General features: G+C 61.1%; 17 protein-coding genes and 1 pseudogene. 10 read left to right on the forward strand and 8 right to left on the reverse strand.

All coding sequences use genetic code 11. The features are described 5' to 3' along the window. The first annotated feature begins 41 nt into the window (after nt 1–41). From F758_RS0111985 to F758_RS0112015, 6 genes are all read left to right on the forward strand, one after another. Nucleotides 42–869, forward strand: coding sequence for an alpha/beta fold hydrolase (locus F758_RS0111985; protein WP_024508088.1), 828 nt, complete (start codon nt 42–44; stop codon nt 867–869). Then, nucleotides 869–2,158, forward strand: coding sequence for an acyl-CoA dehydrogenase family protein (locus F758_RS0111990; protein ID WP_024508089.1), 1,290 nt, complete (start codon nt 869–871; stop codon nt 2,156–2,158). Before F758_RS0111985 ends, F758_RS0111990 begins: the two co-directional genes overlap by 1 nt. A 2-nt stretch (nt 2,159–2,160) precedes the next feature. Further along, a complete protein-coding gene (locus tag F758_RS0111995; protein ID WP_024508090.1) occupies nt 2,161–3,696 on the forward strand; it encodes a class I adenylate-forming enzyme family protein in 1,536 nt (511 codons plus the stop codon). Then, a complete protein-coding gene (locus F758_RS0112000; RefSeq protein ID WP_024508091.1) occupies nt 3,693–4,787 on the forward strand; it encodes an NAD/NADP-dependent octopine/nopaline dehydrogenase family protein in 1,095 nt (364 codons plus the stop codon). Before F758_RS0111995 ends, F758_RS0112000 begins: the two co-directional genes overlap by 4 nt. Nucleotides 4,788–4,828: 41 nt before the next feature. Beyond that, nucleotides 4,829–5,770, forward strand: a complete 942-nt coding sequence (locus F758_RS0112005) for a 3-hydroxybutyryl-CoA dehydrogenase (protein WP_024508092.1) — start codon at nt 4,829–4,831, stop codon at nt 5,768–5,770. Nucleotides 5,771–6,453: 683 nt separating this feature from the next. Continuing rightward, on the forward strand, nt 6,454–6,633 hold the full coding sequence (locus tag F758_RS0112015) for a nucleotidyl cyclase domain-containing protein (RefSeq protein ID WP_024508094.1): 180 nt from the start codon (nt 6,454–6,456) through the stop codon (nt 6,631–6,633). 151 nt (nt 6,634–6,784) lie between these two features. Here F758_RS0112015 and F758_RS0112020 read toward each other — a convergent pair whose 3' ends face one another. The 6 genes from F758_RS0112020 to F758_RS0112045 form a co-directional block, all read right to left on the reverse strand. Then, nucleotides 6,785–9,598 carry a hsp70 family protein gene (locus tag F758_RS0112020; RefSeq protein ID WP_024508095.1) on the reverse strand — a complete coding sequence of 938 codons (2,814 nt, stop codon included), beginning with the start codon at nt 9,596–9,598 and terminating at the stop codon, nt 6,785–6,787. A 27-nt stretch (nt 9,599–9,625) separates the two neighbouring features. Continuing rightward, the gene (locus F758_RS0112025) at nt 9,626–11,458 is read right to left on the reverse strand and encodes an Hsp70 family protein (RefSeq protein ID WP_024508096.1); all 1,833 of its coding nucleotides are present in this window, start codon (nt 11,456–11,458) and stop codon (nt 9,626–9,628) included. Between the two features lie 112 nt (nt 11,459–11,570). After that, complete coding sequence (locus tag F758_RS47540) at nt 11,571–12,191, reverse strand: DUF2760 domain-containing protein (RefSeq protein ID WP_198026465.1); 621 nt, start codon at nt 12,189–12,191, stop codon at nt 11,571–11,573. 140 nt (nt 12,192–12,331) lie between these two features. Then, nucleotides 12,332–12,601: a hypothetical protein gene (locus tag F758_RS0112035; protein WP_024508098.1), complete on the reverse strand. Its 270-nt coding sequence runs from the start codon at nt 12,599–12,601 to the stop codon at nt 12,332–12,334. 403 nt (nt 12,602–13,004) lie between these two features. After that, a complete protein-coding gene (locus F758_RS0112040) occupies nt 13,005–13,727 on the reverse strand; it encodes a Crp/Fnr family transcriptional regulator (protein WP_245286474.1) in 723 nt (240 codons plus the stop codon). Nucleotides 13,728–13,953: 226 nt separating this feature from the next. Next, the gene (locus F758_RS0112045) at nt 13,954–14,637 is read right to left on the reverse strand and encodes a Crp/Fnr family transcriptional regulator (RefSeq protein ID WP_502689135.1); all 684 of its coding nucleotides are present in this window, start codon (nt 14,635–14,637) and stop codon (nt 13,954–13,956) included. Between the two features lie 616 nt (nt 14,638–15,253). Between F758_RS0112045 and F758_RS46445 the strand changes: the two genes are divergently transcribed. The 3 genes and pseudogenes from F758_RS46445 to F758_RS0112065 form a co-directional block, all read left to right on the forward strand. Continuing rightward, nucleotides 15,254–15,973 carry a class I SAM-dependent methyltransferase gene (locus F758_RS46445; RefSeq protein ID WP_157449972.1) on the forward strand — a complete coding sequence of 240 codons (720 nt, stop codon included), beginning with the start codon at nt 15,254–15,256 and terminating at the stop codon, nt 15,971–15,973. Beyond that, nucleotides 15,974–16,126, forward strand: coding sequence for a hypothetical protein (locus tag F758_RS49475; protein WP_157449973.1), 153 nt, complete (start codon nt 15,974–15,976; stop codon nt 16,124–16,126). A gap of 268 nt (nt 16,127–16,394) precedes the next feature. Beyond that, nucleotides 16,395–16,690, forward strand: a pseudogene (locus tag F758_RS0112065) (glycerol-3-phosphate dehydrogenase); the annotation flags it as partial. Nucleotides 16,691–17,123: 433 nt separating this feature from the next. Here F758_RS0112065 and F758_RS47545 read toward each other — a convergent pair. Beyond that, the gene (locus F758_RS47545) at nt 17,124–17,474 is read right to left on the reverse strand and encodes a hypothetical protein (protein ID WP_245286475.1); all 351 of its coding nucleotides are present in this window, start codon (nt 17,472–17,474) and stop codon (nt 17,124–17,126) included. A 476-nt stretch (nt 17,475–17,950) separates the two neighbouring features. Here F758_RS47545 and F758_RS52770 point away from each other — a divergent pair, with 476 nt between their 5' ends. Then, nucleotides 17,951–18,079, forward strand: coding sequence for a hypothetical protein (locus tag F758_RS52770; RefSeq protein WP_283805857.1), 129 nt, complete (start codon nt 17,951–17,953; stop codon nt 18,077–18,079). A 180-nt stretch (nt 18,080–18,259) separates the two neighbouring features. On the opposite strand, the gene F758_RS0112085 is transcribed toward F758_RS52770, so the two are convergent. After that, nucleotides 18,260–20,743 (reverse strand): TOTE conflict system archaeo-eukaryotic primase domain-containing protein, encoded by a 2,484-nt coding sequence (locus tag F758_RS0112085; RefSeq protein ID WP_024508105.1) that lies wholly within the window; start codon nt 20,741–20,743, stop codon nt 18,260–18,262. Nucleotides 20,744–21,822 lie beyond the last annotated feature (1,079 nt).

Below are 21,822 nucleotides of genomic sequence, written 5' to 3' on the forward strand. Positions count from 1 at the left end.
GCCTGTTAGCATTGGCACGCTCGGAAAACCGGAGATCTGGTGTGCCTGCTTTTGCACCCATCAAGACCGACGATGGTCGCTTCTGCTACGAAGCGGCCGGTGATCCCGGTCTGCCGCCGCTGATATTCTTGCATGGGATCGGAGGCGCGGCACGGGCTTGGCGAGGCCAGCTCGAGGCGTTCAGTAGCCGGTATCATGCTCTCGCCTGGGACATGCCTGGCTATGGCGGCTCGGCCCCGCTTGAGAGCGTAAGTATCGCAACGCTTGCCGGCGCATTGCAGGATTTCCTTCAACAGGTCGGCGCCAAGAGCCCCGTGCTGGTCGGCCACTCGATCGGCGGCATGATCGTCCAACAATGGCTCGTCAACCATCCCCTGAGCGCCAGCGCGGTCGTGCTTGCGCAGACAAGCCCGGCCTTCGGCAAACCCGACGGTGACTGGCAAAAGTCGTTCATCGCGGCACGGCTTGGCCCGCTTGATCGCGGCGAGAGCATAGCCTCGTTAGCGCCGGCATTGGTTACGGAACTGGTCGGCGATGATCCTGACCCCGTCGGGATGCAAATCGCCCGCGAGTGTATGGCGAGCGTTCCCGAAGCGAGTTATCGCGCCTGTATGCTGGCGCTTCTCGGGTTCGACCTGCGCCAGGCGCTCAAGCACATCAGGCGGCCCACGCTAGTGCTCTCGGGCACAAAGGACAACAATGCTCCGGCGTCGATGATGGCCAAGATGGCGAGCTTCATTCCATTGGCGAGCTATGTTGAACTCGCGGGCGCCGGCCACCTCGCCAATTTGGAACGTCCCGAGGCCTTCAACGCTGCCCTGGACCAGTTCCTCAAGGCGGAGGCCAACCAAACGGAAGCACTGACATAATGACGCGACACGCCAGCACAGATGCAACCGGGATCGGCAAGGCCGCTCTCGACGCACCGATCTTCGATCCGGCCGCATTCCGCCTCTCCGTGCAGCAGGCCGAGATCATCGCGCGCGCGCGCGAGCTCGGCCAGACCGTGTTCGCGGACCGCGCTGCGGCCTATGACCGTGACGCAAGATTTCCAACCGAGAATTATGCCGATTTGCATCGTGCGGGACTGCTCGGGATTTCCATCCCGAAAAAGCATGGCGGTCTCGGAGCCGACTATCAGACCTATGCCCTTGCGGCCGCGGAAATCGGCCGTTACTGCGGCGCGACCGCCCTGACCTGGAACATGCATGTCTGCTCGACGCTCTGGTCGGGGCCGCTGGCCGACGATCTCGATATGGATTCGCAAACGCGCGCAGAGCATGAGCGCCGGCGCTCCATCCACTACAAACGTATCGTCGAGGAAGGTGCCATCTATTCGCAACCGTTTTCGGAAGGTGGCGCGGCGGCTGCCGGCGGAGTCGCCTTCGGCACAGAAGCAAAGCCGGTCAAGGGCGGCTGGCTCGTGAACGGGAAAAAGATCTTCGCTTCGCTCTCGGGACATGCCGACTATTACGGCGTGCTTTGCACCGAGATCGCTGAAGGCGAAAAAGCGTCGCGTCGCAACACGCTCTATCTCGCCATTCCAGCCGACACGGGCGGCGTCTCTGTCGTTGGCGACTGGGATCCGCTTGGCATGCGCGGGACGGTATCGCGCACGCTCCTGTTTAAGGACGTGTTCGTGGAGGACGATGCGGCCCTGATGCCGCGTGGCGTCTATTTCCAGGCGGCGCTGCGTTGGCCGCATATGTTCCTCACGCTCTCGCCGACCTATATGGGCCTTGCCCAAGCGGCTTATGATTTCACGGTCCGTTATCTGCGCGGCGAAGTTCCGGGCACGCCGCCGGTCAAACGGCGAATGTATCCGACCAAGCAGATCGCAGTCGCGCAGATGCAGATCAAGCTCGAGCAGATCAAAGCGATTTGGTTTCAGGCGGTCAGCGAGGCGCGCGCCAATCCGAGCAAGGAGCAGATCTTGCGTGCCTATGCCGCGCAATATTCGGTCATGGAAGGTGCCAACGAGATCGCGACGCTGGCGATCCGCACCTGCGGCGGTCAGGCAATGCTGAAATCGCTGCCGCTGGAACGAATCTATCGTGATAGCCGCTGCGGCTCGCTGATGCTGCCATGGACCGCAGAGCTGTGCCTTGATCGTATCGGGAGAGAGGCGCTCTATGAGGTCGGGGAAACGGACAACTGACGGTGGATATCTGTACGCTGATTGAACGCAACGCGGCGTTCGCTCCCAACAAGCCCGCGATCCGTTTCGAGGGCGAGACTCTCAGCTACGCGAACTTGAATGCACGAATCGCGCAGGCCGCCCGCGCCTTGAAAACGGAGCTCGGCGTCAACAGAGGCGATCGCGTCGCGATCCTCAGCCTCAATCGGCCTGATTATCTGGTACTGCTCTATGCTTGCGCGCGGCTCGGCGCGATGCTGGTGCCATTGAATTGGCGGCTCGCCGTCGCCGAGCAGCTCTTCATCCTGTCCGACGCCGCCGCCAAGGTCCTGGTGCTTGAAAATGCCTTTGCTGCACTTCTACCGGACTTCGCCCAGAAACTGCCTGGCACGGCTGTTGTCGGCTTCGACTTTGCGCCTCCCCGCGGAAGCACATGGAACAGCTTGCTGGACCAAGACCGCGGCGATGATCGCTACCCGCACACGGACCTGTCGTGCCCACTTCTGATCGTCTACACCTCGGGCACCACCGGCCGGCCGAAGGGCGCCGTGCTACGCCAGGAAGCCTTGCTGTGGAATGGGATCATGAGCCAGCACATGCATGGCCTCACCTCGGACGATCATGTGCTGACCGTCCTGCCGCTCTTCCATGTCGGCGGCCTCAACATCCAGACCACGCCGGCACTGCATCAGGGCGCGACGGTCACCCTTCATTCGCGCTTTTCACCAGATGCGACACTTGCAGCGTTCGAGCGCGATCGGCCAACGCTGACGGTGCTGGTGCCGGCGACCATCCAAGCTGTAACCGATCACCCCGCATGGCCAACAGTCGATCTGTGCTCGCTGAAGGCAATTACGACGGGTTCGACCATCGTGCCGCAGCACTTGATCGAGCGCTTTGTCGCACGCGGCGTGCCGGTGCTGCAGGTCTATGGCTCCACGGAAACCTGCCCCATCGCCATCTATACGAGGCTTGGGGACGACCTTTCACGGGAGGGCTCGACCGGCCTGCCCGGCCTATGCTGCGAGGCGACAATCATCAATGATGCCGGCAACGAACTGCCGCCCGGTACCCCAGGTGAAATCGCCCTGCGCGGGCCCAACCTGTTCTACGAATATTGGGGAAATGAGCAGGCGACCCGCGAGGCGCTGCATGAGGGCTGGTACCGAAGCGGCGATATCGGGCGGCGTGATAGCGACGGCTACTTTTGGGTCCATGACCGCAAAAGAAACCTGATCATTTCCGGCGGTGAAAACATCTATCCAGCGGAAGTCGAGCGTGTGCTGATGGAGCATCCCGATGTCACGGAATGCGCGGTTATCGGCCGGCCGGACTTGCGCTGGGACGAAGTCCCGGTCGCATACGTGATCCGGCGATCAGGGGCTCAGATCGAGGCGGAAAGCTTGAAAGCCCATGTTCAGTCGCAACTCGCCCGCTTCAAGGTGCCACGGGAGATCATCTTCGTGGAGGAACTGCCTCGAACGGCGCTGGGCAAAGTCCAGCACTTCTTGGTGAAACAGCTCGATGCTCGATCACGCGAGCGAGGAGACGGAAATTGAAAATCGCGGTCTTGGGAGGCGGCAACGGTTCCTTTGCCGCTGCAGGTGATTTTGCACTCCAAGGCCACGATGTGCGGCTGTGGCGGCGCGATACAGACCAAGTGTTGGCACATCGCCTTGAGGGCTCTCGCATCATCGTGAAGGATTCAAACGGCCGACACGATGTGCGGCTCGCGCTGGTGACCACCGAGATCGGCGATGCGGTGCATCAGGCCGAGCTTATCGTCTGTCCTGTTCCCGCATTCGCTCAGGCTGAGATCGCCAAACAACTCGCTCCGCATCTGTGCGATGGCCAGGTCATATTCTTACCGCCGGCCACTTTCGGCACCATGATCTTTGCGAGCGCTTTGCGTGACGCGAGCAATCCCGCGAGCATAAGCTTTGCGGAGACGGGCACGTTACCTTGGCTGACGCGCAAGCATGACTCATTTGAGGTTGCCATCACTATTCGTGCCAAACGGCTTCCCGTCGGGGTCTTCCCGCTTCGCACTGCCGATCATGCGCTCTCGGTGATTGGACAGGCATTTCCCGGAGTGACCGAACCCTGCGGCGACGCGCTCTCCGGCGCGTTGATGAACGCCGGCCCAATTATTCACCCACCGCTCATCATCATGAACGCAGGCCCGATCGAGCACTTCGAAGGCTGGGACATCCACAAGGAAGGCACGCAAGCCGCAATCCGCCGCGTTACCGATGCGCTCGATGCCGAACGAATCGCGGTGCGGGAAGCGCTCGGCTACGGTGCACCGCATTTTCCTCTGGCGCATCATTATGCCAAGGAGGGCGAGATCTGGATGTATGGCCGCGGCTCGCACGATCGTCTCACCGATTCAGGGGATTGGCGAGAGCGAATCGTTCTGACTGCACACCGCTACATGCGTGAGGATTTGCAGATCGGCCTCTCGTTTCTGGCATCAGTAGCCGAACTGGCAGGCATCTCGACGCCACTCGCTCGATCATTTCTCGCCATCGGTGGTGCGATTTGCGGTGAAGACTTCATGAGCACCGGGCGCACACTCGACAGCCTTGGTCTGGGCGACATGAATCGAGGCAGCCTGCAGCGCCTGTTGCGTGAAGGTTTCACCAGATGACCGCTACGCGCCCTTCAATCGCCTGCCTAGGAGCCGGTCGCATGGGCCGTGGTATCGCCGTGGCATTCGCCTATGCCGGCCACCCGGTCACCATGATCGACGTCAAGCCACGTTCGCCGGAACAATTTACAAGGCTTGAGACGGAGGCGCTTGGTGAAGTTCGAAAAACACTCACGAGTCTGACACGCTTTGGACTGCTGACCGATGCCGAAGCGGCTGCGGTGCTGGCGCGAGTGATGGTCGCCCCTGCCGATCATAGCCTCCCAGCACTTGCCGAAGCGGGGATCGTGTTCGAAGGCGTCCCTGAGGTAGTCGATCTCAAGCGCGATGTGCTGGCTGTTGCCTCAAAGGCGGTTGGCCCAGACGTCATGATCGCTTCTACGACCTCCACCATCTTGGTCGATGATCTCTCTGGCGCGGTCGCCCACCCCAGCCGCTTTCTCAACGTGCACTGGCTCAACCCAGCCTATCTGATTCCGCTCGTCGAAGTCTCACCCGGAGCGGCCACCGATCCTGCCGTTACCGCACGGATGAAGAGCCTGCTCGAAGGTATCGGCAAGGTACCGGTGGTCTGCGCAGCGAAGCCGGGCTTTATCGTGCCGCGTATCCAGGCGCTGGCGATGAACGAGGCGGCGCGGATGGTCGAAGAAGGTGTCGCCAGCGCCGAAGACATTGATAAGGCAATCCGGTTCGGCTTTGGATTTCGCTACGCTATTCTCGGCTTGTTGGAGTTCATCGATTGGGGCGGCGGCGATATTCTCTATTACGCCAGCCGCTATCTCGAGGACGCGCTTGGCAGCGACCGCTATCGCGCGCCGGACGTCATCTCACGCAACATGCGGGAGGGACGCATCGGCCTGCGCACCGGCGCCGGCTTTCTCAACTATTCCTGCCTGGATGTTGACGCCTACCGCGAACAGCGACTTTCCGAACTGGTCGACATGCTGCGTCATTTCGGGCTCGCGCGTTCCCCGGTTGTGTAGGATGGACTCATAAAACGGGGCACAGCTCGATCTTTGTAACCACGTTGCGACATGGTTCGATCGGTATTGACCTGCCATTGCTGGCTGAATCGCGAGAAGACCTTCACTATGGCGATCCTTCGAATGTGAGCTGCTGTGCCGCCGGCCCAATCGCGAGCAGCGAGCCTCAGCGGATCATTGAGTATTGGCGCCGGGCAATTCGGCGTACACCGGTGCTGAAAGGCTGGCTCGTAGCGGTGCCCGTGGCACACGCCCCTCAGCGCCGAGTTGGCCGGATGCCGGCAACCGGGCCGATCTGGACTAAGCCCTGCTCGCGGCAGCAGCTGGAGACGAACAGCGCTAATGTCCAAAAAAGTTACGGGGCGCCGCGAGTGCGCCGTCCTCCGGGACAGTCGGCGCCTCAAATGCGTCAGGTCATAGCGAGGATGACAATCCTTGGCTCGCGAACACTTGGTGCGACGACTCATTGCGATTTTTGCGGCAGATGTGGCTGGCTACAGCCGCCTGACTAACCTGGATGAGGAAGCAACACACGCCCAGCTCCAGGATCACTTGCGCTCCCTCTTCAAGCCGAAGATCGCTCAGCACCGTGGGCGGGTCGGCAAGAAGACCGGAGACGAGCTGCCAGCTGAGTTCAGTAGCGTTGTGGATGCGCTCCGCTGCGCTGTCGAGGTGCAACGGGCATGGCGGAGCGCAATACCGACGTGCTGCAGGAGAGACGGATTGAGTTCCGCATTGGCATCAATTTCAGCGATCTCATGAGCGACGACGGCGACCTTTTCGGTACTGGTGTCAATGTGGCGGTGCGCCTCGAAGGGATTGCTGAGGCTGGCGATATCTGCATCGCGGGCCGAGTATTCTAATGCCCATCGCGGACGTGCCGCCACATTGAGGCTGAGTCCGAAACAACAAACATCCATCGCGCGAGCGGAACAAACCAACAGGGTGAAACCCTCGAACCATCGCGCGGTTCGGCGGCGACATGGCCGCTGGCGGCGCGGGCCTCGCGCCTGTCTATTCGATCAGGAGCAGACCGGGAGGGAGTGAATCGTCGTATAGACTGGCCCGATCGGATCGTCCGATCGGAACGAACCCTTTGATTTTTGCGGTCTGCAGCGAAGAGACGCCGGATTTCTCCAGCTTGCTGGCAATCAGGCCGCGCAAAGGCACGGGTAGATCCAGACTCCGATCGTCGACGACGCGCGCGGCCCGGAGGAACAGAATCTGCAGGTCGAGCAACTCCGGCGTAGTCCAATCGAAGCGCTGGAAAGCGTGATACGCGTGCTCGACGAGATCGGGCGAGACGACAGTCTCCGGCCCGGCGTAGAGCGGAGTTCGGTTGAGCAGCAGCCCGAGCGCAGCAAGATAAGGAGCGCAGTGCCGCTTGGCGCTTGCAAGCGTCACCGCGATATCGCAGAAGCAACGCACCAGTTCCGCCTTGGTGTCGTGGTCGAGCAGTTCCAGGGATCCAGCCAGGCGCACGAGTTCGTCGGGCGCCCTGCCGCTGCGGATCCTGTCGATCTCTCCGGCCATAAGCCTGGTTTGACGTTCGCGCGTGAGCCCGCCCGCCACCCGGCGCCAGAGGATGTATTCCTGACTCTTGATGCGCCGACCGGGAAAACACGAGCCATCATCGTGCACCCGCCACAGGGCATCGATACGAAGCTCGTCCCCGACAACACCGAAGCCCGGGCGCAGCAGAAATCCAGCCATGATGAGCCATGCCTCTTCGTGATCCGCCGAACGTCGTCTGTCGTCCCACTGCTCCTCGAGCGCAGGCCAAAGGGCGCGCAGCAGCGGCCCGTTCCATTCACTTCTGGCAGACGCGAGGATGCGCTCCATACTCTTGAGGATCGTGGCAGCAGTAATCTTGTTCTTTTTGCTGTTATTGGCAGGCTGGGTGAACACGATCCCGATCTGCCTGCGTGCCGTTTCCAGCGCGTCCGCTGAAGCGTTCGGTGCAATCGGAGCGTTTGCCTCCCGCGCCCGCCCCGCCCCGGGCGTGCCCGAAACGCCTTGGACGTGCTCGCGCACGTTGAATTCCAGCGGCCAGGACTGCTGAACGGCCGGGTCGGCGCTGACGCACGAGATGTGGAGCAGCCCCAATGCGTTCATCCGCGCCGTCAGACCGACCGGCAACATCCCGCCCGCTTCCCGACCGGATAGCTCAGCCGTCCTGACGATGGTCTGAAGCGGGGGCAACGGGTGAAATACGCCTTCGGACCAGGAAACGATGTCTCCGGCCCGGCTGTCGCTCTTCCGGGTCGAGGAATAAGCCTGGAAGCGCACCGGCTGATCGGTGCGGAGCTTAAGCTCAAGATCAGCGATCTCAAAAAGCTGCGACGGCGCTGCACCTTCAGGAAGAACGCACACGAGGGGCGCACGCATAGTCTCGCGATCCGCTGTCTGTATCCCCTCCACTTCGAGAAAGATCGCGGCGGCTGCCCCAGCGGCGATGCGACCCGAACGATGGTGGAGAAGGGCACCAAAGCGCGCGGCTCCGCGCGCCACCGCCAGATCCGGCTCCTCGTTCTCCAGAACCTGCGGTACGAAGCCGTCCTGCCAGGCTCCGATCTGCTCGCGCAGTCTTTGGCGCAGGAGCGGCGGTCGGACGGATCCGCCGTTGAACAGGACGGCATCAATGCGCGGGCGGTCATTGAGGAATTCGGCAAGGTGTCGGGTTATCGCGCTGTCGGGGGGATAAGGAAGCCCCCATTCCCTCAGTGCCCCATGCGTCCGGTACGGCCGCGCCGCGGCGTCGCAGAAGGGAAAAAATCCGTCCAGCAATAGGCTCTCGATTTCCGCCCGCATCACGGTCGCCGTCTGCGAGCCGCCGACCATCCCCGACCCGCGACCGGCCAGTGCAACAACGAACCGCTCATCCGGCGGCCCCGTAGTGGCCAGCGCGCGCTCTTTCAGATGACGGCAGGCGGCGACGAGCTGATCCCATTGCGGGCCGGAAAGCCGGCCGCCCGCCCCGGCAAGCCGCGGCTCCAGGAAATGGGCGACGGCAAGGTCGATATTGTCGCCGCCGAGCAGCGTGTGCTCGCTGACTGCGACACGCCTGATGTCGAGGTCCGGCGTTTGCTCGTTCAGGCGAATTTCAAAAATGCTGAAATCGGAGGTGCCGCCGCCGATATCGATGACCAACACGTGTCGCAGCCCGGCATCGCCGTTGTCGGGCCGCTGCCATAATTCGCGCGCTGGGTCGTGGCTTTCCAGCCAGCAATAGAACGCAGCCTGCGGCTCTTCGAGCAGTCGCACATCGCCGGGGAAGCCCGCTTCCTCGGCAGCGGTAATTGTCAGCCGCTGCGCCGCCACATCGAAGGAAGCCGGGACGGTAACCGTGATGTCCTGATCGTCGAACGCAAACCCGGCCTGGGCAAACCGCCTGTTCCAGATCCCCCGCAGATAGTTCAGAATCAGTGCCGAGGCGCGTAGCGGTGAGATTTTCTGCTCACGTGCCAGAACGGCCGATCCCCATGGCAGAAAAGGTGCCGACCGGTCGGCGGCGTGATGGCAAAGCCACGACTTCGCGGAATGGACCACCCGTCCGGGCGCTTCGCTTGCCTTCATGCGTGCAAAAAGGCCGACGATCCATTGCCCGGCTCCGACCTCCTCCCCGCGCAAATGTGCTGCGACCGCTTCCTCTGGCAGGTACAGGAAAGAAGGTAGCGTTGGCTTCTCGGTCAGACTAGCAAGACCTTCCCATTGCGGGACGAGAAGGACCTCTGGCGTTCCCTGGCCGAGCAGCGGGGCGAATGCGAGTGCGGAGTTGGTCGTGCCGAGATCAATACCAATGGCGAAGCGGGCGCGGTCTTTGCTCAAGGATTACCTCCAGAGGCGGTCCGGCCCTTATTCCGTGCGGACCTGGAACTCAACCTTCCATCGGCGATCGGAGTTCGTGTGCCTCATCCAAAGCTCAAGGATGCCAAGTTCGGTGACGACGGGGCTGACGCGAACCGGCACTACCTGCCCCACGGGGACGTCCAGTGCCGGGATCGCGACTTCGAGCAGGCCAGCGTCATCAAGCTCACGCTCGGCATCGGGGATTATCTGTCCCGGCGTATCACCGCTTCGTACCGAGGAGGAGAAAAACCGAAACTCCGCCGTGTGGCCGGTCACAAGCCCGAACTCGCGTCCTTCGATCAGCAGTTCCGTGCCTTCCTGCATCCCCTGCGGGACAACACACAAAGCCTTCAGCGGCGGCTTATAGCCCGGAATGGCGGGCATCGACGTTTCCAGGCCGATGTAATAGGAGCGCGCCGCGCCGGCCTTGATGCGCATGCCCTTGCCAGTGGTGCGGAGACGTCCGTAGATCGCGCCGCCACGTGCGACGGCGAGGTCTGGTTCGAAACCCTGCAATTCGCGGACTCGCTGGCCCCCATTCCAGGACGCCAGCAGATCAAGCACTCGGGTACGGATTGGCGCGGCTTTGAAAACGCCCCCATTAAACAAGACCGCGGTCGGCATCAGCACCTGCGCGCCAGCCGATGCTCCCACCAGAGCGGCAAGCTTTTCGCTTGCCTTCACGTTCTGCAGGCTCTGAACGAGAAACCGGGCGATATGCTTGCTTACGACAGGGTCGGAGGCATAGGGCAGACCGAATTCGTGTAGCCCTGCTATGCGGCTCTCGCGCGGCAGGTCGTCAAGGCTGGTTCTGGCGAAAAAACCATCGACAACAACTTGCTCCAGCATCTCGCGATCGAGAGTCGTTGAGACAGTCTTGGCAAGCAGGCTAGAGCCGCGCGAGGGCACCGCGATTGGGGCCTGCGCCAACGCGCCATCATCAAACAGAACGATCTTGGCTTTGGAGGCGGCATGCACGAGCGCCAGGAACTGCCAAGAGTCCAGCCGTTTGCCCGCGGCCTCAAGCTTGGCGTTCAGCGCATATGCGAGCGCCAAATCCATATTGTCGCCACCCAGCAGAATGTGCTCGCCAACGCTGACACGCTCAAGTTCCAGGCGGCCTTCGACGTCGGTGACCGCGATCAAGCTGAAATCGGCTGTCCCGCCACCGACGTCGCAGACCAGCACGATGTCGCCATCAGCAATCAGGTTTCGCCATTCTCTGCGAGTCTGCGCCATCCAGGCGTAGAATGCAGCCTGCGGCTCCTCCAGCAATGTGACGTCCCCGAGCCCCGCATCCTTGGCGGCCTCGGCGGTGAGGCTTCTTGCGATTTCATCGAACGAGGCAGGAACGGTAACAACGATCTCGCCTTCCGAGAGGTCCCAATCCCGCCCCTGTACCCGTTCGGTGTGCAGGAACGCATCCCTGAGGTGTTGGAGGTAAAGGCGTGAGCATTCGAATGGCGAGACCTTCTCTTCCGCGATGTCGGATCGCCAGGGCAGGATCCGCTGCTTCGGGTCGATATGCGGGTTGGACAGCCAGGATTTGGCGGAGGTCGCGAGGCGATCAGGCACGAGCGCCCCCCGCTCGCGCGCGAACTGGCCAATGATCGCGCGCTGCCCCGCATCGTTCCAGGGCAGAGGAAACGAACTCTCCGGGAACTCCTCGGAGTGCGGAATATAGACGGCGGACGGCAGTGTCGGCATCTCGCCGATCTGATTTGGCCCTAGGGTCTGCGGGATTTCGATAATCCTGGTCTCGCCACTCTCGAGATCTGCGATCGCGATTGCGCTGTTGCTGGTGCCGAGGTCGATAGCAAGACTGAAACGAGCGCTCATGAGGGAGGGGTGTCCTGGTTGTCGTGCTATCGATTCGCGTCAATAGCCGCGCGTGATGGAAAGCACCGGTTGCGCGTGATCCGACTCCGGCAGCCGGCCAATGCGAGCCCCCTTATCTCAGTTCCACCTCCGCCGGAGCGATTGCTGGAAGTCGATCAGTCGAGCTCCGCAAAACGCGTGGTAGATTCACTGCATCCGTTTTCCAGCCGTGGTGGACAAGCACTCCCGAGAACGGCGCCGGGCCGCTGATCTTGCCCAGCAGTCGGTACTCGTCCGGTGAATAGCCAGCGGCGACCTGCACCGTCGATCCCTCGCTCTCTGCGCGCACGGGGGAGATTCGGAAGTGCTCCAGCAGGGCGGTTTTGCATCCGGCATGGACCACGCGCGCGGCTGCCCCAACCTGTGCGTCGTCATGCGCGTTGATGTCGTCCATCAGGAAATCGACCAGCCGGCCCCTTGCCTGCAGCATCGCCAAAAAGCTGACGATCTCGGCGTCTGCTTGGTTTGCACCGCTCGGAACAGGCATCGGTCGGGCCGCCTCAGCGCCAACACTTCGGTTATCCCGTGACGGGCCGCGCCCGACCAGAATCGCTATCAGCGCGACAAGGCTCAGGACCACGGCCCCACCCGATAGATACATTTGGAATGCGCTCGCTGCCGGCAGCAATTCCAGAGCGTTCACCACGAGCAGGAGCAGGAGCACTATAATGGCCATCGCTTTCATCGCATGCATGTTTAGCCGCAGCTCCCTTTTGAGACGCATAGCGTTGATTCGCCGCGGTGCATGTGGCCAGGCTCAGGGCAAGTTTAGAGATACTGCTCGCGGTGCACCCCAGGGTCTTGCCGCAGGCAATGATGCTGGCGATCGTCTCTTCATTCATGCAGTTCTGGAGCGACAACGTACCCGTCCGACGTAAGATACTGTTGGATCATTTGGTCGTCCAGGCCGTGTCGTAGGACTTCATTGCAAACGAGGGCGCTATCGACCGGCGTCTGCTTCGCGAACTGCTGCACATCAGTAACGTGCAGCGCCCGCATGGGAACCGAGAATTCCGCAACATCCGTGGCGCGAGTAACGCGCAAAGCATGCTTTCTCATGCGTTCGACATGCTCGGGCCACGGTTCAATGAATATCACGTCCATGCCCGCTCACACCATATGTGCGCCGGAATACCCTGCAACGGCGCCTGCTCCTACGATAGCTCTGGTGACCCATGGTTTCCGACACTTTCGCTGGCAGAGCCTAGCGCGCCGGCAGCGCTAGGACTTGCTGAGAACCTTGAGGCCCTAGTTGATGTTCCGCGCAAATGCCCATTCGTTCGAACTAAAAAGCCTGCGTCCTCGTGGCACGGTCGCGCCCTGCATGGGCCTGGGAAGGGGCCCGCCAAAAAGCAGAACGCGTCGGAGCGGAATCAGGTATTCGACAGCCCTCCTTTGTAGCACTTACCGCGAACGTGCGGACTACTGAATGAGCGAAACCGACCCAGGGAATTCCGACCTGATACGGTTGTGCTTGCGACTCCTCGTGTTCGCCAAGCTGGCGGGCCTAAGGGAGCCGGTCGGCTTCATCCGGAGCGACGGCGGAGCTTTCCCGGGTTGGCGCAAGGTCAGGTTGCGGCGTGGACAATTCCTGGCAGTACATGCGATCGATCCTGCGCTGCATCCACGCATAGCATTCGCATGCCGCGCTCTCGAGCCGCGCCCGGTCGACCTCGACGAAGCCGCGCCGGTCGGACGAGATCGCGCCCGCCGCCCGAAGCTTGCTCATTATCAACGTCACCGTCGGCCGCCGCACCCCGAGCAATTGGGCAAGCGTCTCCTGCGTGAGCGGAAGCACGTCGTCCGGAACCCGGTCATGGAGCTGCAGAAGCCACCGCGCCATGCCGCGATCCACCCGATGCAATGCGTTGCAGGCGGCCACGTGCTGGAGCTGCAACAACAGCGCGCGAGCATGGACCTGCACGACGTGCCTGATGGCTGCGCTTCGCGCGTAGGCGACCCGGAATGTCGCGGCGGAAATCAGCGATGCGGTGCCGGCCACACGAGCAACCGCGGTAACGGACGAACGCGAGGGGCCGAGCGCGGAGAGCGACGCCAATGCGCCTTCCCGCCCCATCAACGTGGTCGCGACCGTTTGCCCGTCTGGCATATCGACAATGAAGGCAATGGCGCCGCTATGGGGAAAATAGACCTTATCGAGCTGATCGCCGGACCGCACCAAGACGGTATCGGGTTCGAACGAGACTCTCTGGAAGTGAGGCGTGAGCAAGCTCAAGTCCGGCGGTGGCAATACCGCTAGAAGCCGATTCCCAATGCTGGTCGGGCGCCCGATCAGGGTGTTCTTCCGTGAACCGAGCAAACACTGAACCGACGAATTTGAAGCAGCATCCATCAATGTCCCTTAACGCATGGCGATGGCAAAGAGCCTTTCGCGCACGCGGCCGCACGGAAGCGGCTCACAGACTCGTGGCTGACGAACGCGCCGAGATGCGCCATCATCCGGAACATCCTGAAAGCGGGATCGGCGCCGTATTCATCGAAAATATCTCTTCAATTTCGCGGCAGATGGTGCCGTGGCAATCGCACGCAGCCGCAGTGAGCCGCGATCGGTCGATCTCGATCTGGCCACGTCGCTCGGATCTGATCGCTCCGGACGCGCGCAGATTGCGCATTAGGACGTTCACGGTCGTGCGCCGCACGCCGAGGATCTGCGACAGCGCCTCCTGGGTGAGCGGGAGAACGTCGAGGTCGATGTGGTCGCGAAGATGCAGCAGCCAGCGGGCCATGCGGGCTTGGACCGGATGCAGCGCATTGCAGGCCGCGCTGAGCTGAAACTGAGTCAGCATCGCACTGGCGTGAATCTGGATCGCGTGCCGGATCGAGGGGCTACGGTTGAAAGCCGCAAGGAATTGGGAGGTGTGGATCCGCGAGGCAGTCCCCGCCGCACGAACGACGGCGGTTATGGCCGAAGGTGACGGCCCGAGCAGCGAGAGGCTGCCTATTGCCCCTTCGCGCCCGATGATTGCGGTGGCAACCGTCTGCCCGTTCGCCATGTCGATCATCAGCGAGATGGCACCGCTATGAGGGAAGAAGAGATGTTCGATCGGGTCACCCGCTCGCGAGAGAACCTCATCCTGAGCGAGCGCGACCATCTCCAGCCCGGGCGCGAGCAGATCCAAGTCAGCTTGCGGTAGCGCTGCCAGAAGGCGATTACCAATTCCGTCGGGACGGATCACCGCAGGTAACCCGCCGTGAGTGATCCGCCGCCTCTTCCGTTCCGACTTGCGTAGAGCGGCGGCGTCGAACTTTGTTTAAACCTGCCTACGCTGCGCGCTCCGCGATCCGATTCAGCTGCAGAAGCTCTCAATCTCAAAAACAAATCTCCAACACTCGCGACGGCGAGGCGAATTTTTGCTTCGCAGCGTCATTGGGGACTTTAGATGCAGATGCGCGACCTGACACAATTGCAAAATACGTATGGGTAACACCATAGGGAGTTCCAATTCCGGGGCGCAGCAAATACTGCTGCGATCTCGAAAGAGTTGCGCGCGACTCATACCGCGAACCCCGATCGGTGCGTTCTATGCGACGATGCTCATAAGCGACCTAGAAGGGAGTGCCAAGGACCTCCGCAAGCACGGTCCGTGGAGGGCCGCTTAGGACACCAACCCCGTCGGCACCAAAGGCAGGTGACGGGCTCGATCGGCTTCGATCGCATCTATGGCTATTTCATCGGAGTAGGATACCATCTCCGCCCGGCGTTCCGAATCTTTGTCGCCAAGCTCAAGATTGAGCGTGAGCACTAGCGAGTGGAAAAGGCGGAACTTCTGCATGAATATTGAATCGTACACCACAACCTATACCCGCCCCGTCGACATCAAGAAGCTCGATTTCATTCATCGCCATCTTACCGAAGCGGGCGTGCGCAGGGTGCTGGAGTTGGGCTGCGGGACAGGGCCCATTGCGATGTCGCTGGTCGCCAAGAACTGGCAAGTCAAAGGAATCGACGTCTCGGCAGAGTGCGTCGAAGTTGCCCGATCTCACGGCGTCGATGCGCAGGTCGGCGATGCCGCAACCTTCCGGGAAGGCGCTCCCTATGACGCCGTGATCATGGCTGACGTTTTAACCGAAGTCGTGACGCCACCAGAAAGCCTGCTTGCAAATGCTGCCGCCAATCTGCGGCTCGGTGGACTGCTCTTGGCCTCGACATCCAACGGCTATGGATGGTTCGAGCTGACCCAGCAACGCCTCAATCCAAGAGCATATCTCCGTCGCAACAACACGCTGCGTCGGTTGCTTGGATACGATCCTTATGTCCGCGCGGACGGTGAGCGCCAGCAGTGGTACACCCGTCAACGAGTCTTGAACATGGCCAAGGCTGCCGGGTTCGAGTTGTTCGATCAGCAAAATTCCGATTTCATGGATGGATCATCGTCGAGCGATATTCGCTTGGCAGACTGGCTGCCTTATTGGGCCGTATCCGGCTGGTACTTTGCCTTCCATAGAGCGAGGTGATTGACGAGGTACGCGAACCCGGAACACTACATCACCGAGCTGCCGAAGCGCGACCACGACGCGCCGGAATGGCGCGCCGTGGTAATGATCACGGCCTATGGCGACCCAGAGGCCGCAGAGCCATCGAACAGGGGCCCGCCGGCTTTTGCCTAAGCCAATCGCCTTCGCCTTGCTGCGCTCGGAAATTGACATCCGGCTCGGGTCCAGACCGCTGAAGTAACCGAACAGCGTCTGCTCATGTGCCCATAGCGGGTATACGGCCGAGCAACTGCCATGACTGCTTCCAAAAGCAACGTAGTTTCCCGCGCTTCTGCGGGAAACCCATACGACTACGCGGGCCTGATCGCGAGGCAGCGCTCCTGGTCGATACGTGCGCGTACATCGACCAGAGACGGGGCCGAACACCCGACCTTGTTGAAATGTGTATGGCCGCGGCTCGCACGATCGTTTGACCGATTCAGGGGATTGGCGAGAGCGAATCGTTCTGACTGAACACGCCACATGCGCAAAGATTTGCAGATCGGCCTTTCGTTTCTGGCATCAGTAGCCGAACTGGCAGGCAATTCGGCACCGCTCGCTCGATCATTTCTCGCCATCGATGGCGCGATTTGCGGTAAGGACTTTATGAAGAGGGGACGCGCACTCGACAGCCTTGGTCTGGGCGAGATGGATCGAGGCAGCTTGCAGCGCCTGTTGCGTGAAGGTTTCACCAGATGACCGCTACGCGCGCTTCAATCGCCTGTCTAGGAGCAGGTCGCAAACCAGGGTGATCGCCAGCGCTTGCGGAGCAAGGCGGCCGCGCAGCATGACGAGTGGATCCGATGGCCCGGACAGCGCCCGAGCCTCTCCTGACCATCGTGCTCATATTTCAAAAGTGATCCTGCGCCCGCTCTCTTAGGGCGCGCGAGCGCAGAAGAAAAGAAAGCCGGCTGTCAGGCCCTGCTGCTGGGCGCTTTTCAGCTTAGGCGACTCGCTTATCTCGTTCATCCTGAAACCGCCGAGCGGCCTCATCACAACTGCCATGTACCTGCGCTGGTCGAGTACCTGGACGGCCGCGCCCGCCCTGGCCGCGAGTAAGTTTGCTCGAAAGCCCAAGCTGACTAGGCATCAGGCATGAAGGCCTTCGCGCGAGCCAGGGCGGTCGCGATCATCAAGCTACCGCTGTCGACCTGCTATGGGTATCCGGCCTTGCGCAAAGCAGACGCTTGCGGATGGCCTCTTCAACGAGCGCGAGCGCTTCATTGGCTTGTCGCGCTTCGGCTTCAGCAATTTCGGCGCGAAGCTCTGCAGCCGTCAACTTATTCTTTTGGGCTTCGATACAAGTCTGCGCTTGTTCAAGGGCTCTGCACGCCTCTTTCAATTTATCTTCGGTGGAGATAACGAATTCACGTTGTGCCCGCTCGGCGGCCTCGGCTCGCATTTCGGCAACCCGCAATCTTTCCAAGGCGCTCGTGCAAAGCGACTGCGCGCGGGCTTCGGCCCCGCGGGCGTGCTCCTCCATGCTGCGGAAGACCTCCGCCGCTTGATCTACCAAATCTAGTGCTGTCGCTCCGTCCTCGGGTGTCGACGCTGGGACAAAGCTTAGGACGTTCTCGTCTTTCCGTACTGACGCTCTGGAACTACGCTGAGCCATGTAATTTACGCCCTGTCACGAACACACACCAGCGAGCGGCATCATGAAAACCTATGGTTAACGAATGGTTAAAAAATTGTATGCACCAATCTCCCTGTGGGCCACGACCCGATCGCCCTGCCCGGGGAGAACGCTGGGGACGCTCGAAGCGTTGCGGGATTGCCGCAAGCCGACCGCCCCATGCACTGCTGTACCTCGCTCGGTACGTTATAGTTGCGCATAACTGTGCGACTGTCGCGCGGCCCACACGCCTCTGGCTGCACCACGAACGTTCAGAGCGGCCGGCCTCCATAAACCAGGGTGTGCCGTGCCTTCTGCGCAGGTGCCGGCGCGCCCGAGCGCGGATGGACGGCATCGAACTCCTATCCAAAGGAGTCAGTCAGGCGGACGACTTCGCGCACAAAAAGGTGCTGCCCACCTGCGGTGCGATCAATTGCAGCGAAGAAGGCGAGATCGACGATTCTCCGAAATAAGGCCGCCCAAGTTGGCCCTCTCTCGACTTTATGTGGTGCACCACATAAAGTCGATTATGCGGAGAGTGGGATTATGCGAAGTGCCGACTTGTGATGGGCTGCTTTTCGCCGATCTCGGCGTTCTCCGCTCCACATAATGCCGATGGTGAAGGCGGGCGCTCCGCTCACAGCGGAGCGCCACTACTCGATCACGTAGCCCAGCGCGCGATAGCCCGCGCGTCGCTTCGCGGCCATCCGGGCCAAAACGGCGACTGCATTATCGACGTAGTCGACGACCAACACGTCTCTCTTTCCATCATGCTGTCGATGCAGACGACCGACATACTGCGCCAGGGTTCCCTTCCAGGCGATCGGCATCGTTAAGAACAACGTATCAAGCCGGGCGTCATCGAAGCCTTCACCGATGTAGCGGCCTGTCGCGAGTATCAGGCGTTCGTCATCGTCAGCAACATTCAATGTCGTATTGGCTAGCTTGCGATCCTTCGCGGACATACCGCCACGCAGAACCACAAGATTTTTCACGAACGGCGAGAATCTCTGTCGAAGATAATCGAGGTGGTCCGTTCGCTCCGTCAGGACGATTGGGGACCGCTTGGCTTCCAGAGACTTCAGCACATCATCAAAGATCAGGTCATTTCGGCTACTATCCTGTGCCAGGGCCGCATAGATCGCGGGTATCGATGGGCGCTCGACCGAGGCCAGGATCGACGGCAATTCAAATTTCGTCGAACGCTCGAGGGCACGATGACGAATGCCCCGCTCGGTCGCTTGGACCCTCGCATCCACCCGATGGCGAACGGGGCCGCACTGCATGAAGATGATGGGATGATGCCCGTCCTTTCGGGCGACAGTCGCAGATAAGCCGACGACGTATCGCGCCTTGGACCGCCGAGCGACAAGCTCGAAGCTTGTTGCGGACAGATGATGGCACTCATCGACAATGAGATGGCCGTAATTGGCCACGATATCGGCAACCTCTCCATTGCGCACCAGGCTTTGGATCAGCGCCACGTCGATGACGCCCGTCGGCTTCCTTTTCCCGCCCCCGATACTGCCGACCTGTTTCGGGTCAATGTTCAAAAAGGAACCGAGTCGTTCCACCCATTGAGTGAGCAGTTCTCGGCGATGAACGAGAATCAGCGCATTACGGGCCCGATGTGCGATGAGGGCTGCAGCGACAACCGTCTTGCCAAAGGCAGTCGTCGCGGCGAGCACCCCGTTGTCGTGGGCAACGAGAGCGTCGTAAGCCGCCAACTGCGCCCGTCGCAACTCGGCCCGGAAGGATACGCTCGCAGGAAGCGCCGTGCCAATTTCGCGCAGATCTTCCAAATCGGCAACAGCGCCATGGCTTTTGATGAGATCGATTGCTTCCTCGAGGCAACCCCGAGGTAGAGCGACATGCTGCGCGTATAGCTCGGCGCACGAGACGACCCGAGGCTTGCTGAATGTCGGCAACCGCATCGCCTGGGCGCGATAGAACTCCGGGTTCTGGAATGCCGCCAGGCGAATAAGCTGCGCAATCAGGGCTGGCGGCAGCTCCGTCCTGTCGACGTAAACCTGATCGGCGATCACGATCCTGATGCTGTGCGGTATCGCGGCCTCAATACGCCGCGGCGCACTGCGGCGAGACGGCGACATCTTCCACGGTTCGTCGGCATGTTCGTCGTCCACCGGCATGCGGACGCCCAAAACCCGACCCGACAGTTCCGCCTCGTCCGCGATCCTGAACACCATGTCAGCTGACAATCTCGGCAGGGACGACAGATATGCCCATTGGTCCTCGTAAGGCCGCAGATCGTTGTCGACAAAAACGCTGTTGCCGATCTCACGAGCCTTCCTTTGCAGCGGTAGTGCAATCAGATTGCCAAAGCCCCCAAGGGGCATCGTGTCCTGGTTGGGAAAGAAGCGATCATAGGAGGTGAAGCCGATTTCCGGCCGTTTTTCCATGGTCTCCGTGATCAGGGCAGAGCCCATCTGCCTGGCGGTCCTTGCCGGAACGGGCTCGGAGAAGAATATCCAGATATGGCCGCCGTTCCCCGATCTCGACCGCTCCAGGGCCGCGGCAATTCCTTTCGCATGACAGGTCCCGAGCAATGCTCTGGCGTCATCCGCCCAGCTTTCCTTGTCAAAGTCAGCGGCAAGGAACCAGCATGTCTCATCCTGCAGTAAGGGATAAACACCGGCGACAAAGTCACCCGTGCGCTTATCGCTGCCGCGCAGATGCTTTTCGATGATCTCCCCGGAAAGTGAGATGAATGCCTGATGCGGACATTCTCCACATTTCACCTTTGGCTTGCCGCAAACCCCCTTCACCCACTCGTTGGAGCAAGCTGGCGAATAGCCTGAACGTCCAGCCTTTCTGTTTTCCCATCGAACTGGAAAGACATCGTGGCGCCCGGCAAACAACCGACGGAACAGCTCAATTTTCTCGGCCGATGACGAGCTGTTGGTGACAGGGGCGTCGGCAAAAGGAGCACGCTCAGCTACCTGGCGATCGGATATCAGCTTTTTCTCGAGTGTTTCCAGTTCGCGCGCAAGCGCCATCCGCTCGGCATCCAGATCAGCCAACCGCTGTCGGATGCGCGCAATCTCTTCCCAGGGGTCATTCTTATCCACCGGCTCGCAGCCCGCGCCCAGTTCATCTCGCGCGTCAACATAGACCAAACGCGACTTCGGCTTAAGGCGGACAATGCATCACTGCGGCCCGAGACGCCTGGGATTATGCGGAGCGGAGCACGCCGAAATCGGCGAAAACCAGCCCATCACAGGGCGGCACTTCGCGTAATCCCGCTCTCCGCATAATCTGCCAGACTCGCAATAAAGTGTGAGGAGAGGACCGCCAGCGAGCACTTGCTTAACGAAAGCGGGAGAGGTTCACTCACCCACAGACGGCGACCGGTCTCAAATCGCCCCCTGGGCCAGCTGTGCCGTGAGATTTGAGTACACCTCCGCTGTCGCCGGCGACCGTCCCCACCCCTCACTCACTGAGGGGAAGGTTGCTTCGCGGGAGGTCCGCTCTTGTTTCCTGGCACCCCCGGAATCTTCGCGGGATCCTGTTGCTGCACTGCAGGGTTGCCTTGGTTGCTCGAATTTGAGCCTACCGTTCCTGGCTTGGTTGCAGGACCACTCTTGCTTCCGGGCTGGCCAGCTATTCCGGCTCCTGAGTTTTGCGCACTTGGAGCGGTCGAGACATCCGACTCCCTGTGTTGAGCGATGGCAGCCGGAACGAACACGGCGCTAGCGAGGGCAGCAGCTACTATCATCTTCCTCATTTCGTCTCCTCCTCCGCCCCCGATCTATGAACGATGATGCACCCGCCCTCCTGCAGCGCGAACAGCCGCCGAATGGCGTCCCTCGCGGTGCTTCCTCCTTGGAGGTGCCACGTCCGAGAAACTGCATGCAGTCGGCCGAGTTCCTTCAAAGCAAATATTTTGATTGCGGAGCTCTTCGTGCCAGCATCCGGCCGCTCCGCGATTGACATTTTGGGTGCGGCACGCCAATCGACAGCTGCTCACGACTACCCCTCCCGAGCAAGCCGTTGCCATCTTGCTCCTGCAGTCGAGCGCAAGCGCAGGCGCAATCGGCTGCCCCTTGCGGCTACGCGGTCGATATTTCAACGCGCTGGGTACGTTTCGGGAGGTTCGGGAACGCCAAGGTAAGCCGCAGGTTAGGCGACGTTCCGGACGGGAGCGTGCTGTAAGACCCGCGGGACTCGAGCGGTCGCTGCGATCACGCGGAATCTT

Origin of the sequence: Bradyrhizobium sp. ARR65 (assembly GCF_000472385.1) — a bacterium.
GTDB lineage: Bacteria > Pseudomonadota > Alphaproteobacteria > Rhizobiales > Xanthobacteraceae > Bradyrhizobium.